Origin of the sequence: Candidatus Villigracilis vicinus, assembly GCF_016702885.1 — a bacterium.
GTDB lineage: Bacteria > Chloroflexota > Anaerolineae > Anaerolineales > Villigracilaceae > Villigracilis > Villigracilis vicinus.
In genome coordinates this window covers 1-15,566 of sequence record NZ_JADJDD010000022.1, presented here as the reverse complement: position 1 = coordinate 15,566, position 15,566 = coordinate 1, and the positions used below count along the sequence as shown (strand labels likewise).

At 50.8% G+C, this 15,566-nt stretch carries 21 protein-coding genes; 15 read left to right on the top strand and 6 right to left on the bottom strand.

What is annotated here, in order from left to right; genetic code table 11:
- Window positions 1–5: 5 nt before the first annotated feature.
- The 14 genes from IPG80_RS14565 to IPG80_RS14500 all read left to right on the top strand — a co-directional run bounded on the left by IPG80_RS14565 (window position 6) and on the right by IPG80_RS14500 (window position 11,785).
- On the top strand, window positions 6–332 hold the full coding sequence (locus tag IPG80_RS14565) for a hypothetical protein (protein ID WP_345108053.1): 327 nt from the start codon (window positions 6–8) through the stop codon (window positions 330–332).
- Window positions 333–334: 2 nt separating this feature from the next.
- Window positions 335–811 carry an isoprenylcysteine carboxylmethyltransferase family protein gene (locus tag IPG80_RS14560; protein ID WP_345108051.1) on the top strand — a complete coding sequence of 159 codons (477 nt, stop codon included), beginning with the start codon at window positions 335–337 and terminating at the stop codon, window positions 809–811.
- 84 nt (window positions 812–895) lie between these two features.
- Complete coding sequence (locus IPG80_RS14555; RefSeq protein WP_345108049.1) at window positions 896–1,552, top strand: dienelactone hydrolase family protein; 657 nt, start codon at window positions 896–898, stop codon at window positions 1,550–1,552.
- 89 nt (window positions 1,553–1,641) lie between these two features.
- Complete coding sequence (lpdA, locus tag IPG80_RS14550) at window positions 1,642–3,030, top strand: dihydrolipoyl dehydrogenase (RefSeq protein ID WP_345108048.1); 1,389 nt, start codon at window positions 1,642–1,644, stop codon at window positions 3,028–3,030.
- Window positions 3,031–3,167: 137 nt separating this feature from the next.
- Window positions 3,168–3,998, top strand: coding sequence for an MBL fold metallo-hydrolase (locus IPG80_RS14545; RefSeq protein ID WP_345108047.1), 831 nt, complete (start codon window positions 3,168–3,170; stop codon window positions 3,996–3,998).
- 72 nt (window positions 3,999–4,070) lie between these two features.
- A complete protein-coding gene (locus IPG80_RS14540) occupies window positions 4,071–4,523 on the top strand; it encodes a YqhA family protein (RefSeq protein ID WP_345108046.1) in 453 nt (150 codons plus the stop codon).
- Between the two features lie 7 nt (window positions 4,524–4,530).
- Window positions 4,531–5,109, top strand: coding sequence for a hypothetical protein (locus IPG80_RS14535; protein WP_345108045.1), 579 nt, complete (start codon window positions 4,531–4,533; stop codon window positions 5,107–5,109).
- A 73-nt stretch (window positions 5,110–5,182) separates the two neighbouring features.
- Window positions 5,183–5,554 carry a nitroreductase family deazaflavin-dependent oxidoreductase gene (locus IPG80_RS14530; protein ID WP_345108043.1) on the top strand — a complete coding sequence of 124 codons (372 nt, stop codon included), beginning with the start codon at window positions 5,183–5,185 and terminating at the stop codon, window positions 5,552–5,554.
- Window positions 5,555–5,817: 263 nt separating this feature from the next.
- Window positions 5,818–6,621, top strand: coding sequence for a hypothetical protein (locus tag IPG80_RS14525; RefSeq protein ID WP_345108042.1), 804 nt, complete (start codon window positions 5,818–5,820; stop codon window positions 6,619–6,621).
- 120 nt (window positions 6,622–6,741) lie between these two features.
- The gene (locus IPG80_RS14520) at window positions 6,742–7,647 is read left to right on the top strand and encodes a hypothetical protein (protein WP_345108040.1); all 906 of its coding nucleotides are present in this window, start codon (window positions 6,742–6,744) and stop codon (window positions 7,645–7,647) included.
- A gap of 77 nt (window positions 7,648–7,724) precedes the next feature.
- Complete coding sequence (locus IPG80_RS14515) at window positions 7,725–8,591, top strand: hypothetical protein (protein ID WP_345108038.1); 867 nt, start codon at window positions 7,725–7,727, stop codon at window positions 8,589–8,591.
- Between the two features lie 15 nt (window positions 8,592–8,606).
- Window positions 8,607–9,629, top strand: a complete 1,023-nt coding sequence (locus tag IPG80_RS14510; RefSeq protein ID WP_345108036.1) for a hypothetical protein — start codon at window positions 8,607–8,609, stop codon at window positions 9,627–9,629.
- A gap of 10 nt (window positions 9,630–9,639) precedes the next feature.
- Complete coding sequence (locus IPG80_RS14505; RefSeq protein ID WP_345108034.1) at window positions 9,640–10,692, top strand: hypothetical protein; 1,053 nt, start codon at window positions 9,640–9,642, stop codon at window positions 10,690–10,692.
- 19 nt (window positions 10,693–10,711) lie between these two features.
- The gene (locus tag IPG80_RS14500) at window positions 10,712–11,785 is read left to right on the top strand and encodes a hypothetical protein (protein WP_345108033.1); all 1,074 of its coding nucleotides are present in this window, start codon (window positions 10,712–10,714) and stop codon (window positions 11,783–11,785) included.
- A gap of 73 nt (window positions 11,786–11,858) precedes the next feature.
- On the opposite strand, the gene IPG80_RS14495 is transcribed toward IPG80_RS14500, so the two are convergent.
- The 3 genes from IPG80_RS14495 to IPG80_RS14485 form a co-directional block, all read right to left on the bottom strand.
- Window positions 11,859–12,080, bottom strand: a complete 222-nt coding sequence (locus tag IPG80_RS14495; protein ID WP_345108031.1) for a VF530 family protein — start codon at window positions 12,078–12,080, stop codon at window positions 11,859–11,861.
- A gap of 24 nt (window positions 12,081–12,104) precedes the next feature.
- The gene (locus IPG80_RS14490) at window positions 12,105–12,605 is read right to left on the bottom strand and encodes a hypothetical protein (protein ID WP_345108029.1); all 501 of its coding nucleotides are present in this window, start codon (window positions 12,603–12,605) and stop codon (window positions 12,105–12,107) included.
- A gap of 118 nt (window positions 12,606–12,723) precedes the next feature.
- Window positions 12,724–13,239 (bottom strand): GNAT family N-acetyltransferase, encoded by a 516-nt coding sequence (locus IPG80_RS14485; RefSeq protein ID WP_345108028.1) that lies wholly within the window; start codon window positions 13,237–13,239, stop codon window positions 12,724–12,726.
- Here IPG80_RS14485 and IPG80_RS14480 point away from each other — a divergent pair.
- Window positions 13,238–13,411, top strand: a complete 174-nt coding sequence (locus IPG80_RS14480; protein ID WP_345108027.1) for a hypothetical protein — start codon at window positions 13,238–13,240, stop codon at window positions 13,409–13,411. The two genes, IPG80_RS14485 and IPG80_RS14480, sit on opposite strands and share 2 nt — an antisense overlap.
- A gap of 1,085 nt (window positions 13,412–14,496) precedes the next feature.
- Here IPG80_RS14480 and IPG80_RS14475 read toward each other — a convergent pair.
- The 3 genes from IPG80_RS14475 to IPG80_RS14465 form a co-directional block, all read right to left on the bottom strand.
- Window positions 14,497–14,859, bottom strand: a complete 363-nt coding sequence (locus tag IPG80_RS14475; RefSeq protein WP_345108026.1) for an N-6 DNA methylase — start codon at window positions 14,857–14,859, stop codon at window positions 14,497–14,499.
- A 53-nt stretch (window positions 14,860–14,912) separates the two neighbouring features.
- Window positions 14,913–14,999 (bottom strand): hypothetical protein, encoded by an 87-nt coding sequence (locus IPG80_RS14470; RefSeq protein WP_345108425.1) that lies wholly within the window; start codon window positions 14,997–14,999, stop codon window positions 14,913–14,915.
- Window positions 14,960–15,566, bottom strand: a 607-nt coding sequence (locus tag IPG80_RS14465) for a type I restriction-modification system subunit M N-terminal domain-containing protein (RefSeq protein ID WP_345108025.1), incomplete at its 5' end; no start/stop codon positions are given. The genes IPG80_RS14465 and IPG80_RS14470, both read right to left, overlap by 40 nt.

The following is a 15,566-nucleotide window of genomic DNA, read 5'->3' as shown; positions in this document are numbered from 1 at the left end:
CACAAGTGAAACGTTACTTCGGAAAATTGGAAGCCTATTACGAGCAAGGCTGGGAAGGTATGATCGTGTTCAGTTTCATGCCTGATGAAGGTAATGGGCTGAACGACCTCATCACTTTGCAAGACGGTCATTATCTAACTATCTACGAGACGCATGAGAAGACACTCTGGTCTGGAAAAATAAAATTTATCAAACGCGGTTTTTTCGACAAACACAAACTCACAGCAGGCATCTGGTCGGACTCAAAACAAAAAGGTGTCTCTTATGCCGATTGGATGGATTGGTTCTGGCGTAAACCGCCGTTGAAGGCAACACTTAAACTTGAGGATTGAAAATGAGCGATAAACAAAAAGACAGTCCGAACATAAACAAGAACGTCCACCCACCCATTGTGGCGATGGTCTTTATCATCGTCGGTCTTTTGATGGGATACCTCGCCCCCATCCTTGCCGGGATGCCTCCGCTTCTAAAAAATATCGGGTTGGGTCTCACTTTCATTGGCTTTCTCTTCGGCGTGGGCGCTTTCATCGAATTTCGCAAAGCACATACAACGCTTGACCCGCATGGGTCGGTCAAAGCATTGGTAAAAAGTGGAATCTATCGTTTTACCCGCAACCCCATCTACCTGGGTTTTCTCTTGATGGTCATTGGTTTCCCACTGGCATACGGATCATTATGGGGTTTGGTCGTGTCGCCAATTTTTATGGTCACTCTCTCGCGGCTCGTGATAGAGAAGGAAGAAGCCTATCTGGAGAAAAAGTTCAAAGGCGAGTACACAGCCTACAGTTCCAAAGTGAGGCGTTGGTTGTAAATCCCAAAGGCGGCGAAAGTCGCCTTTTTCTTTTGCTTGATAATTAGAACAAATGTACTTATAATCATTCAAAAGGAGATTGCCATGTCCATTCAAACTTCCGAGATCGAATTGACCGTGAATGATAAAAAAGTAAAAGCCTATCTCGCGGACGGCAGCGGACCGGGTATTTTGCTTCTGCACGCCTGGTGGGGATTGAAGCCTTTCTTCAAACAAGTCTGCGACCGTATTGCAGAACAAGGTTTTACTGTACTCGCGCCCGATCTGCGTGATGGACAAATCGCCAAGACTATTGATGAAGCCAAAACTTTGATGGAAAAAAGCGACAGCCAATTGACCGGGGACACGGTGTTCACTGCAAAAGATTATTTACAAACACGGGTGAAGGGCAAACTCGGCGTGATAGGGTTTTCAATGGGTGCGGCGTGGTCTTTGATCGCGGCTGCATACAAGCCAGCGGAATTCGGCGCCGTCGTTCTTTTTTACGGCAACGAAGGCGTGGACTATGGCAAGATCACCGCCAAAGTGATGGGGCATTTTTGTGAGGTGGATGAATGGGAACCAACCGAATTTGTGGATAACACCTTTGCAGAGTTCGCCAAAGCAGGCGTGGATGCGACGCGTCACAACTACCCGGGAACTGCCCATTGGTTCGTGGAAGAGGATCGCCCCGAATACAACCCCGCTGCTGCGCAGTTGGCATGGAGCCGGACGTTTGAGTTTTTGAAAGCCGCACTGTAGGACAAGTCTATAGACTTGTCCTACAAAACGCAAAAAAGGTTAAGGGTATAATCGCCCTTAACCTTTTTACATTTAGGAGAGAACTTCTCATGTCCGAAAATTTTGATGTTGTTGTGATCGGTGCGGGGCCTGCAGGCTACGTGGCTGCGATCCGTGCCGCACAATTGAAACAAAAAGTGGCAATCGTTGACAAGCAGTGGCTGGGCGGAGTATGTTTGAATGTTGGGTGTATCCCCTCCAAATCGCTATTAAAGAACGCCGAAGTGGCACATACCCTACGTCACCGCGCCAAGGATTTTGGCTTCTCGTTCGATAACCTGAAATTGGATTACAGTGTGGCGTTCAAACGCTCGCGCTCCAACTCAGATCGTCTAGTCAAAGGCATTGGCTTCTTAATGAAGAAGAACAATATCGCTGTCTTCATGGGCGCGGCGCAATTCAAGACGAAAGACACAATTACCGTTACCGATAAAGACGGCAAAGCTACTGAGCTCAAGGCGAAGAATATCATCGTCGCAACCGGCGCGAGTGCAGCCACCTTGCCCGGCATAACGATTGACGGAAAGAAGATCGTCACGTATTGGGAAGCCATCATGCAAGACACACTGCCCAAGTCGGTGGTGATCGTCGGTGCGGGCGCCATTGGCGTGGAATTCGCCACTATCTGGAATTCCTATGGCGTGGACGTGACCATCGTTGAACTGCTTCCGCGTGTGTTGCCGCGTGAAGATGAAGAGGTCAGCAAGGAATTGACCAAGGAACTCACCAAGAACGGCATCAAGATCAAGACCGGCATTAAGTTCGAAAGCATCGCAGTGAGCGGTGACAAGGTGAAGGTCAAACTGCCAGACGAGACCCTTGAAGTGGATCAGGCGTTGATCGCAACTTCCTTCACGCCGAACAGCAAAGGGCTTGGGCTTGAGGCGGTTGGCGTCAAGATCAGTGATCGCGGTTTTGTTGAGATCAATGAAAAGATGCAAACAAACGTCCCCGGCATTTGGGCTATCGGTGATGTGACCGGCAAACTCATGCTGGCGCATGTCGGCTCGGCGATGGGCATTGTGGCTGCCGAACACATTGGCGGACATGAGACCGTGGTGCTCAATTACGACATGATGCCGCGTGCCACGTACTGTCATCCACAGGTTGCTTCATTCGGGCTGACCGAGGCGCAGGCAAAAGAGAAGGGTTACACCATCAAAGTCGGGCGCTTCCCCTTCCAGGCGAATGGCAAGGCGCTTGGCTTGGGCGATTATGCGGGCTTCGTCAAGATCATCACCGATGAAAAATACGGCGAGATCCTCGGCGCACACATGATCGGACCTGAAGTGACCGAACTGCTGCCCGAACTGACCCTCGCGCAGATGATGGAACTGACCCCGCACGAGATCGCACGCAACGTCCATGCGCACCCGACGCTTTCAGAGACATTGATGGAAGCAGCGCACGGCGCAAGCGGAACACCTATTCACATCTAAGTATCGCCAATTGAGACCTAAAAACCGAGGTTTTGAACCTCGGTTTTTTTTGCCCTTACTAATTTGTATATACATCTTGAAATTTTCGGCATAGTATGCTATTAACAATAGATACTCCACGTAAGAAGGTTGCAAGCATGCATAGAGAACGAGTTTCAGAGAACGTTTTTTGGTTCCAAAGTGAAGTCTACGCGCAAGTCACGGCGGGTGTCATTATCGGTCCTCAATGGGCAGTGGTGATCGACACCCTTGCCCTCCCTGAAGAGACGCTGACCATGCGCGAGTTCATCGAGCACGAGTTAGGCGTGCAGGTTCGGTATGTTATCAACACCCATTACCATGCCGACCATTGCTGGGGCAATTGTTTCTTCCCCGGCGCAGTGGTGATCGGTCATGCCAAGTGCCGCCAGTATCTAATCGAAGACGGCGTTGCCTCATTGGAAAACGCCCAAAAGCAAAACCCCAGCTTGCGTCAGGTCAAGATCGTGCCGCCGCACCTCACCTTTGAAACCGGCGAAATGACTCTACGGGTCGGCAAGAAGAATTTGATCCTTTCCACTTCGCCTGGTCACAGCGATGACGGCATCTCGGTGCTCGTCGAAGAAGACCGTGTCCTCTTTGCTGGCGATGCCTTCATGCCCCTGCCCTTCATTGTAGATGGCGACGCAGACGACATGCTCGCCTCCATCAAGAAGATCGGCAAGATGGGTCTGGAAAACATCATTCAAGGTCATGGTGATATCATCCTGCGCGGTGAGATCGATGCAGCCGTGCGTGAGAACGTCAACTACCTCAACAACATCAAGAAGGCGGTTAAAGCGGGCGGTAAGCGCAAGAATGTCGATGAATATCTCGAGGAGATCGCCATCGAAGATTGCGGCAAGAGCCGCGTGTATCTGGGTGGGCTGGCAGAGACCCTGCACCGGCGCAACCTGCGGGCACTGCACCGCCAAATGCACGGAGAATAAGTACACGATGTTGCAGATGCAAGACAGGTCTGCAACATCTTTCATTTAATGATAATTTTGGAGGATAACCCCATGAAATTCCTACTCGAACGCTCACGCTATCTTGCCCTGATCGGCATCATCTCCCTTTTGGTCGCTTCATTCGCCGCCTTTGCCTGGGGCACCATCAAGACGGTGACCACCACGCTGTTGATCGTCCAATCCCTCGGCAAAGACGCCACCATCACCATCGAGTTGATCGAACTCATTGACATCTTTCTGATCGCCACCACCATCTTGATCTTCTCTGCCAGTTTATATGAACTCTTCATCGGGAAACTGGACATGCCCGAGTGGATGCTGGCACATGACCTGTATGAGCTCAAAGCCAAGTTAAGCAGTATGATCGTGCTCGTCATGGCGGTCAAATATCTACAAAAATTGATCGAGATCAAAGATGGCATGGAGCTTCTGCAAAGAGGCATTGCCATTGCCGTCGTCTCTGCCGCGTTGATCGCTTTCGGATATTTCGGAAAGAAGGACTAGTGCCGTAATGAAAAGATCGAATCGCCTGATGATGGGGCTGCCACCCTTTCAACAAGGCGGCTTGGATTCGCTCTGCGGCTTGTACAGCATCATCAACGCCGAACGTTTCATCAACCGCTCCAAGGATGAAGAATCTCAGGTCCTGTTCGATGACCTGATCCGTTATCTATCCCGCCGCGGGCTGCTCGGCACATTCCTGATCGGCGGCATTCATCACCCCCACATGCTGCTCATTCTCAAAAAAGTAGTGGGCAAGAAACGTATCTCAAATGTGGGGCTGCCTTGGCGGGGTATACCCAACCCAGACCTGACAACATTCTGGAAATCCATGCAGAGCTTTTTGGATGGCACCGCCGGGCGTTCCATCATCCTCGGTATCCAGGGCTATCACGACCATTGGACGGTCATTGAGAAGATCACCAACCGCTCCATCCTGCTCTATGACTCAGCCATGATCAAACGCCTGCCGCGTTCCTTCTGCACCACAAGTGACGCCACCTGGCAGCGTAAGCATGTCCTACTCCCCGCGCAGACCTACTTCCTCTCAAATGAAATCTCTACTGATATCGCTCAGTACGACACATAGCCCACTATTTATTTTCTCTGCCCACCGTGATAGACTGACTTAATCGTCAGTCTTTTTTATATGGAGTCACCTAATGACAAACTTCCCCATCGACCTGGCACAATTCGAAAAAGAAGAATACTGCTACCTCACCACCCGCGGACGAAAAACCGGGAATCCACATGAGATCGAGATATGGTTTATCGTCCATGAAAATTCGCTATACATCATGTCCGGCAATATGGAAAGATCAGATTGGGTTCGAAACCTGCTCCAAGAGCCCAGAGTGAGCATCCGCATTGCCGGGCAGACCTTCCCTGCCGTGGCAAATCTACTAGACGATAAGACGGTCGAGCAAATGATCCGCATGGTAATGGCAGTCAAATACAACGAGTGGGAAGGGCAAGATCCAAGCGAATGGGCGCGGACAGCATTGGTGGTGAAGTTTACCCCCCAAGATTTATAAAGTTATTTGTGATAAATAACATATTGCCATTAAATTACAGTACTTAAGGACACCTTACTAAAATGAAAAGTCCAGTAAAATGGGGATAATTACCTTAATGGGGAAATTTAGTTTTTCCAATTGAACCTCATGTTCTTTGCCATGTGCCAGGCTCCGCACAGGTAAAGCCTTTTATAAAGATGGAGTGAAAAGGATGGTCATTTGGCAGAAATACAAATCCACTCTTATTGCAAAGCCATATAGATTCATACAGGAGCTGTTCCATGAACGCGATTCGCAAGTCATTTTCTGTAATCTTCTCTATTTTATGTGTTGGCGTACTTGTTGCTTGTATTCCGCAAAAATATGCCCCTCCCCCTCCACCGCCTGAGGTTGCGCTGACATTAACGGTGCAAGCCATTCAATTGGACTTTTTCACTCAAACAGCCCAAGCATTACAATCTCAACCCATTATCATCGTAGTAACAGCAACGCCAGACCCTAACATTCTTGCTCCAACCACCGACCCTGCTGCCACTACATCCAGTGCAGTGACAATAACTGTCAGCCAAAATACCAATTGTCGTTCCGGTCCGAGTCAGGCTTTTGATGAAGTTGGGGCTTTAGGTCCTGGGCAAGTGGCTGAAGTGATCGGCAAAGATACCATTGATAATTATTGGGTCATCAAATTGCCAGATGCTTCAGGGAAAACCTGTTGGTTGTGGGGACAATATGCCACAGTAACGGGTGATGCTTCAAAAGTTGCAGATGCGGCAACGCCTACAGCCGTTTCAAATGGTGCGCCAATTGCGCCAACACTTTTGAATGCAGAATTAAAATGCACCAACCTCAGCGGTGGAAATTATCAATACAAGGTCATCCTCAAATGGGCAGATAACTCCTCCAACGAAAATAAATTTGTAATTAATTCTTCCACCGGTAAAGCTTTCTCAACACCACCCAATAAAACATCTTTCAGTTTCGAAGAGAATCTTCCTTCAGGAACAACTCTTTCCGCAACCTTGGCTGCCGCCAATGAAAAAGGCGCATCCCAGCCAGTAGGAACCGGCGCCTTCAAATGCCCATAAAGGGACTGTCTACTGACTCAATGTATATAAAGAATATTCACCACAGAGAAGCCATAGATTTCAACTTTCTCTGTGGTGGATGTCTATGTAAGCAATATCTCTAAATGAGGAGAAATACGAATGAACGCCGCCCGAAAATCTCTTAGCTTGTTAGTTGTTCTCATCCTATCCACTCTCGCTTGCGGATTGGAAAATATTCAGGTCGTTGAATCGCCAAATCTCGAAGCGACCATTACCGCACAGGCAGCCTTGCTGCAACAAGGTGGTCAGCCCGCCGCAGGGCAGGACCCCGCTCAACAAGTGGTCGTCGTTGTTACTGCCACGCCCGAAGGCGGCGCCGTGCCTGCCGAACAAGTTCAACCGGCTCAGGTACTCCCTCCCGCTACCGGTGATGTGACCGTCACCGTGACCACGGCGACGAATTGCCGCACGGGTCCTGGGCAGAATTTTAAGATTGTCTATGGCATGCCGGTGGGACAAGTGGCGAAGGTCACGGCGAAAAATTCCTACTCGGGCTATTGGATCATCGAAATCCCCGGGCAAGCCGGGCAGAACTGCTGGCTATGGGGGCAGTATGCCGTGATCAACGGCGATACTTCCAAATTGAAGGAAGTGGTTACGCCCACCTCACCCGCACCGACCATTACCAACACGCCCAAACCCACAGCGACTGCTACAGCTACCACTGGAGTTGTGTACCCCAATGCACCTTCAGGGCTGACTGCCAATATCAGTTGTGTTGCTGGACCCGGCGCTACCCAAACAACGGTCAACGGGAACATATCCTGGACGGATAACTCTACTAATGAGTTACAGGTTGTCTCAAGTGCTAACAACGTCTCCACACATATATTGGCAGCCAATTCGACCAGTGACAGTTTCAGTGTTGTTATGGAAACGATCACTGTCCAGAACGCCTCGCCAAACTTTCAATTTACGGTCTCTGTCTATGCATGTAGTGGCAACACTGAAGGCACATGCGGTTTACCTGCTACCATACAAGTAGTGGGCGCTGGCTGCCCTTAATTTACTGAATCAAAGTCCCTACAAGTTTCTTTGCAGGGACTTTGATTCTTTAAACTTCATTGGGCTAGGATATGAATATGAAAAAAAGAATCGTGCAACTTTTCCTGTGCTTGATATTGACCCTCTCATTATCAGCCTGCAATCTGCAATTTGTAGAAAGCTCACAAGGCGCAGATGCCGATAACCTTGAGTTGACCGCCATCGTCCAGCAGATGTTGATCGACCAGGCAGCGCAACAAGGGAACATCGTGGAGATCACTGCCACGCCGGGTGCGGGGAATGTTCCTGCCACCGAAGAAGCGGTCGTTCCAGCTGCGGTCTTGCCGCCCGTTACAGGTGATGTGACTGTCACCGTCACCACGGCGACCAACTGCCGCACGGGTCCCGGACAGAATTTTAAGATTATCTATGGCATGCCGGTGGGACAAGTAGCGAAGGTAGTTGCAAAAAATTCATACTCGGGCTATTGGATCATCGAAATCCCCGGGCAAGCCGGGCAGAACTGTTGGCTATGGGGACAGTATGCGGTGATCAATGGCGATACCGCCGCCTTGAAAGAAGTTGTCACGCCTACCTCGCCCGCACCGACCATTACCAACACGCCCAAGCCAACAAACACCGTCCAGCCGACTGCCACGAGCACAACCGCTGCAGCCGTTGCACCGAATGCGCCTCAGATCCTTACCTCATTTGTGACTTGCTCTGATGCGGGCGGCGGCAACCGGAACTATGTGATTGAACTCAATTGGGCAGATAACTCTAATAACGAAACAATGTTTGTAATCACGACGTCCTCCAATAGGCTCGATAGTAAGGGTCCCAATGCGACATCCCATACGTTCACCGAAGTGCTTCCGGCGGGAACGAATCTTACCGTCAGCCTGATTGCGCAAAACGGTACTGGCAGTTCGGCTCCCGTCTCAACCAGTTTATCTTGTCCATAATCAAAGAGGCTATTGATGAACTTCAAAACCAAGTTTTTATGGCTGGTTCTGCCCATATTCATACTTTCCGCATGCAACCTGCAATTGGTAGAAAGTCCGCAAGACCCAAACGACGCAAACCTTGAGTTGACCGCCATCGTCCAGCAGATGTTGATCGACCAGGCGGCGCAGCAAGGGAATGTTGTGGAAATCACTGCCACGCCTCAACCGGGCAGTGTACAGAGCGCTCCACCTACAGAAGAAGCGGTCGTTCCAGCTGCTGTCTTGCCGCCCGCCACAGGCGATGTGACCGTGACCGTCAGTGTGGCAACCAACTGCCGTCAGGGACCCGGCACAGCCTTTGCCAGCATCTATGGCATGCCAGTTGGGCAAGTGGCAAAAGTCGTCGCCAAGAATTCCTACTCGGGCTATTGGATCATTGAGATTCCAGGGCAAGCCGGGCAGACTTGTTGGTTATGGGGGCAATACGCAACCATCAACGGGGATATGGCTGGATTGAAGGATGTGGTCACGCCCACCTCTGTGGCAACAAACACACCTACAGCTACCATTGCCCCCACAATCACCAACACAGTGGCTGCCGCTGCCCCTGCCGTGGCAGGCTGCACCGACTCAACTGCCAGCAATTACAACTCTGCGGCAACCGTGGATGACGGCTCCTGCGCCTATATCGGTCCTGCATTTGTGGGTGGCTGCACAGATCCAAACGCAATTAACTACAACCCCAACGCCAATGCGGATGATGGCTCCTGCGGCTATCCTGCGCCGATCATTACGAGTGCATCCGTGGTCTGCGAAGACCAGTTCGATGGCAACTACAAATTTATTATCACAGTGCATTGGAAGCCTGCTGATCCGGGTCTAAGTAGGATTGCAAGAACTACCGTTGGGATGCTCAATGGGAAAGAGGTATATAAAAGCGGTACCAGCATGAAAGTAAGCATAAACCCTTATAGTCCCACGCTCACATTGCCAGCAGGGACGGTCGTCACCGTTACGTTTGAAAGCGTAACTTCGACTTCATTAACCTGCCCATAAGGAAAAAATAATGAAAACATCCAAACTTTGGGTCGGTTTCATCATTCTCGCACTCACCCTGCAGGCTTGCAACCTGAAACTTGTCGATGCAGGCAGCGACCCCAGCGCCCCCGGCTATGAACTGACCGTGACTGCTAATGCCGCCTTGATCGAAACCGCGTTGGCCAGTGGAGCGCAACCGCCAAAAGCACAAGGTTTGTCCGCGACGGAAGACCCGGCTCTTCCTCCGACCGAAGAGGTGGTCATTCCAGCCGCAGTCTTGCCGCCCGCTGTTGGCGATGTGACCGTGACCGTCAGCGTGGCAACCAACTGCCGACAAGGACCCGGCGCCGCATTCAAAAGTATTTATGGCATGCCGGTGGGGCAGGTTGCCAAAGTCGTCGCCAAGAATTCCTATTCTGGCTATTGGATCATTGAGATCCCAGGGCAGAACGGGCAGACTTGTTGGTTATGGGGGCAATACGCCACTATCAGTGGTGACACTGCCAGCTTGAAGGATGTGGTCACGCCCACATCAGCGGCAACCCAAAAGCCGACTGCAACCAAGACCCCCAGTGCAAGCGCAACAGCCACTACGTCTTCTTCCGGTCCCCAAGCCGTGACAGGCTGTACCAACTCAGCCGCCAGCAATTACAACTCTGCAGCCACTGTGGACGATGGCTCGTGTGTCTTTACAGGTCAGGCAACCATTTTGGGCTGCACCGACCCGAAAGCCACCAATTACAAACCCAATGCCAACGCAGATGATGGCTCTTGCACTTACCCGGTGACCAAGCCCAACGCGCCTACTTTCAAGAATTATATTTGTGGTCCTGTGTCAGGACCCGATGGGGATGGGATTTACACCCACTATTTTACATTTTACTGGAACGATAATTCCAACAATGAAGATGGGTTCACGGTAACAGATCCTGAGGGCGATATCAACGAACCGGCAAATACCACAGAGTATTCCGACTCGCGCTCGTCGTTCTCTGCCACCTTAGAGATCGATATCCGCATCACGGCATACAACACTGGCGGGAGCGCATCATCATCTATAGCCAAGATTAAATGCCCATAGCAACCGATTGGAAACCTGTATGAAACGAATGAAAAACATTTTCAGCATCGCTTTATTGGCAGCCCTTGCCCTGCAAGCCTGCAACCTGAAACTTGTCGATGCAGGCAGCGACCCCAGCGCCCCCGGCTATGAACTGACCGTGACCGCTAATGCCGCCTTGATCGAAACCGCGTTGGCCAGTGGAGCGCAACCGCCAGAAGCACAAGGCGTGCCCGCGACGGAAGACCCGGCTCTTCCTCCGACCGAAGAAGTGGTTATTCCAGCCGAAGTTCTGCCACCCGCCACAGGCGATGTGACCGTCACCGTCAGCGTGGCAACCAACTGCCGACAAGGACCCGGCGCCGCATTCAAAAGTATTTATGGCATGCCGGTGGGGCAGGTTGCCAAAGTGGTTGCTAAGAATTCCTATTCTGGCTATTGGATCATCGAGATCCCCGGGCAGAACGGGCAGACCTGTTGGTTATGGGGGCAATACGCCACCATCACTGGCGATACTGCCAGCTTGAAGGATGTGGTCACGCCCACCTCCGTTGCAACTCTAAAGCCAACCGCAACCAAGACCCCCAGTGCAAGCGCAACAGCCACCAGCACAACCGCGGCTGGCGCCCCAGCGGTGGCAGGTTGTACCGACCCAGCCGCAAGCAATTACAATTCCGCCGCCACAGTGAACGACAGCTCCTGTATCTATACGGCACAGGCGACAATTTTGGGTTGCACCGACCCCGCAGCGACAAACTACAATGCAAAAGCCAACAGCGACGACGGCTCCTGCGCCTACCAGAGCCCGCCAGTTTTGGTGATATTGAAATCATCTGTGATTTGCACCGATCAACTTGACGGCACTTTCCAATTCCAAATCGTCATTCACTGGACGGATACGACAAGTGTCCTGAATGACGGCCGCCGTTATTCGCGTAACGCGAAGTGGTTCGATCAAAATGGGAATCAACTAACAGGAAACGGGGGGACAACCAGCCTCGATCAATCGTATAGGGAATTCACTGAAATACGACCAGCCGGAGCGACTTACTCGTTTACTGTTACTTCCGGTGACGGGACATCTCAGGCTTCGGCTTCGCTCACCTGTCCGTAAGCGGATAAGTCGAATCAAAAGGAGACGGTCATGTTGTGATCGTCTCCTTTTGATTTCCACAATATGATCGCGGTCACTTTGCGATGGATTTCAGGTACAACTCTTCCACTTTCTTCCTTGCCCACGCGGTCTGACGTAAAAACTTGAGGCTCGATTTGATGCTGGGGTTCTCGTTAAAGCATTTGATCGGAATACGCCTGCCCAACTCTACCCAGCCATATTGACTGACCAACTGGGTGACGATCATTTCCAATGTTACGCCGTGCAGGGGATTATTTGGTTGTGGGGTGTTCATAACAATCTATCAAGAGTTGATCTTTTACTTTTCATGAAGGCTATGGCTTAACCACAATGCAGCCAAAAGATAATGATCGGATTCGGGCTTGGTCTTCTGTGCGGACAAGTCCGTAGCCAATTGATCGAACTCGGGCGTATCTTCACCCTGCACAAAGCCATAGCGCGCCTGCTGCCAGCCCCAGCTTTCAGGGACGGGGATGTTCGCGTCCCGCGCCGCCTTTGCCAGAGACTCGATCAGCTCGTGTTGTTTCTCTGCCCACAAGCAGATAACCGCCGCAGCGACCAGATCATTGACCTTGAACTCTTTAACCACCTGTATTTTTGCCATGTGCGGCGGAATGCTCTGAAAGGAGCGGAACCCATTCACCTGAATGGTCTTCTTGAGAATATCCAGGGCGAATTTATTTAGTTCTGGCGAAGCCTTGGGGTAGTGACCGAGCGCCTCCGCCACCACCAGTTGACGATACTCATCGTCCATCATTTCGTTGACTTCGACCCACGGCAGTACATTTGTTTCTGTCATTATGTTCTCCTTTAGATTTAAAGCGAACCTCGCATCAGTCCCCTCCTACCCCCTACTGAGAACAGCAGAGAGGGTGTCGCACTTTAGACGTCCAAAGTCTGGGACACAGAACCGCTATTCATGCCTTACTGCCATAGGATTCTATATCCAGAGACATCACATCCAGAGAAACTCCACGTTCGGCACGAGTTTGGATGGTCGTGAAACCTCGTTTTAGATATAACCCTTGAGCATGGGTCGTCTCTAAAATAATTTTTCGGCAACCTTCTCTATGGGCAATTTCAATAAGTTTATCAAGGATCAGCAGCCCATAGCCCCGCTTCTGATATTTCATTTTGACAGCCATTCCGGTGATGCACAGGATCCTGCCCTCTGGTTGATGAGTGGACATGGGATTCTCGTCCAAGCCGGGCTCGCGTTCGGTTAACCATTTTTCTGAACAACCATAGGCTGCAATTTCATTATCGGCGATCAGAATAATAAAACCATCTGGGAATGCCGTGAGGCGGAGCTGAAACGTTTCCGGCTTTTCAGCGGTTCCGTAGGGAGAAAATGCCTCCGCATCAATTTCAGCAACGGTGGGAATGTCCTGCTCCCTGGCATTTCTAACCAGTGTTTTCGTAGGTTCAGGCATGGTCGAACTCCTCTTGATCTTTCTTTACGTTCACAAGTTCCCATTGAATGCTTTATTGAAAACACTCAGTAACAACGCCCGCATTTCCTCCCCCGTAGCGGACTGTACCTCCCGCAGCGTCACCAGCCGCGCGGACATCATCATCCGAGACCCTAAGGGTTTCCTTGACTGACTCGTGTTCCCGCGGACAAGACTCTCCTGCTTGACATGACGAAGGTTATCGGGACAAACCCTTAGGGTCTTCATAGTTCACCTTTGAAAGCCCTATCCAGCACGGACGGTAACAACGCGGACAATTCCTCCCCCGTAGCGGACTGTAACTCCCGCAGCGACGCCAGCCGCGCTTGGACGCTATCGAGATACGCCACGATTCGCCGCTGTTCGTCGAGCGGGGGAATGGGAACCCAACCTGTCGTCAAGGGTGTATTCGTTGCTCTTGATAGAAGAAGTATCTACTTCGCCACTCGCATCATCTCGCAAGGACTGCGCCTCTGTAATACGGGCAGCAAGGGCTTCGACCCCTTCTCAATGCGACGTTGTTCATCCAATGGCGGGGATGGAAATCGTCTTATGCACAACCAAGCATCTCGATTGAAAACCTAATTTCAATCACAACACCGACGCACTGCTTCTAACGGTCTCCGATAAACTGCGGAGAGTGTGTGAAAGCCACCAGAAGAAACGCTTATCTACTTTTGGAGAAATCTCGAATTGTCTTAATTTTGACTTGCGATCATGTTTTCAGGTATGTCATCGGGCACAATAGCTAGAAAAGCGCGTGCCAACACTGAACACGACGCGAATATTGAAAGCTCCTCGATGAAGGCGATATGTTTTTAGTCTTTATTCATGTCCGAAAAGTTTCTCGCGTGCTTCCAGTCCGCCATGACGACGCTTTACGGTAATAGTAATATATTCAGCCATGTCATCAAAACACAACTTGGTCGTCACGATCTTTTGATTTCTCCTATTGGCACTTCTTCCTTAATGAGATGGATTTTTCTGGAGCGCACCTTTGTTCTCCAAAAGTTGATTTATCTTTTATGATTTCAAATATTCTGCCTCTTTTCAAGAATATTTTTGCAATAACCTCTGGAGGGCGATGTTCAATGGCTAAAGTCTGTTGGTTTGCGAATATCTAAATTGCATCCATTTTCTAAAAGCTTTTGGCAGAAACCTTCCATGCAAATTCGTTTTCAACACGTTTATCCCACCATGCAATACAATTTTAATTTCATAAATTTCATCGTGCTTGGTTTAGTGTATCTTCACTCCATCACGAGCAGGGAACTTCATATAAAACCAGATATCAGTTGTCGGCTGGGTACGAGCGAAGAAAAGCACATTGGTCGGTATCCCCGTATAAGGCGCAAATACACCTTCTGGCAGGCGGACAATCGTATGCAAGTCAAAGTTTGCAGCAGTTGTTCTTGATCCGCGCCGAAACCCCGTCGCCGAATAAAAAACCATTGGGCACCACCACGCCGCAGCGTCCGCCGGTTTCAGCGAGCGCAACAGAACTGCATGAACAGCAGCGCGGTCTCGCTGGCGCGCAGCGACTCCGGGGAAGTTCAACTGAATGCCCGCCTCCTCCTCGCCGCCGAAGGGCGGGTTGGTCACGATCACATCAAAGCGGTCTTGCTCCCGATTTGTTCAGCGGGTTCTTCAACGCGTTATCGCGGCGGATGTTCGGGATTCTCGACGCCGTGCAGCAGCAGGTTCATCGTCCCGAGCAAATACGGCAGCGGCTTCTTCTCCACGCCGTACAACGTCTCGCTCTGCAGCAGTCTGATCTTTGGATTCTTCGCCAGCGCTTGAGATATTCATACGCCTCGACTAAAAAATCCCGCCATGCCGCACGCGGGATCGAGTACCGTCTCACCCAGCCGCGGCTTGGTTCTGTGAGCATCGATTCATACAAATGCGCCAGCGTAAAAATCTCATCCTTCGACTGAAAGTGGATCCCATCCACCAGGTTGACCACGTCCCGCAGCAGATACCCCGAGAGCATACGGCTGTATGTCTCCTTGAAAACCTCCGCCACCTTCAACCGTTCATCCGACCCCGACAGTCCGCGCAACGCAGACAGCAAACCATCATTAACGAACTTGATCAAATCCTCGCCCGTCGCCCCTTCATTCTCATTCGACGCCCAATCCCGCCAGCGATACGGCGGCGGAATGATCGGCTTATACTTCTGCCGCGTCGCCTTCGCATCCTCTTCGCGCCGAATCTCCAAATCATCATAGCACTTCAAAAACAAAATCCAGGCCAACTGCGGAATCCGGTCCAACTCCCCATTCAACCCCGCATCCTTCCGCATCATA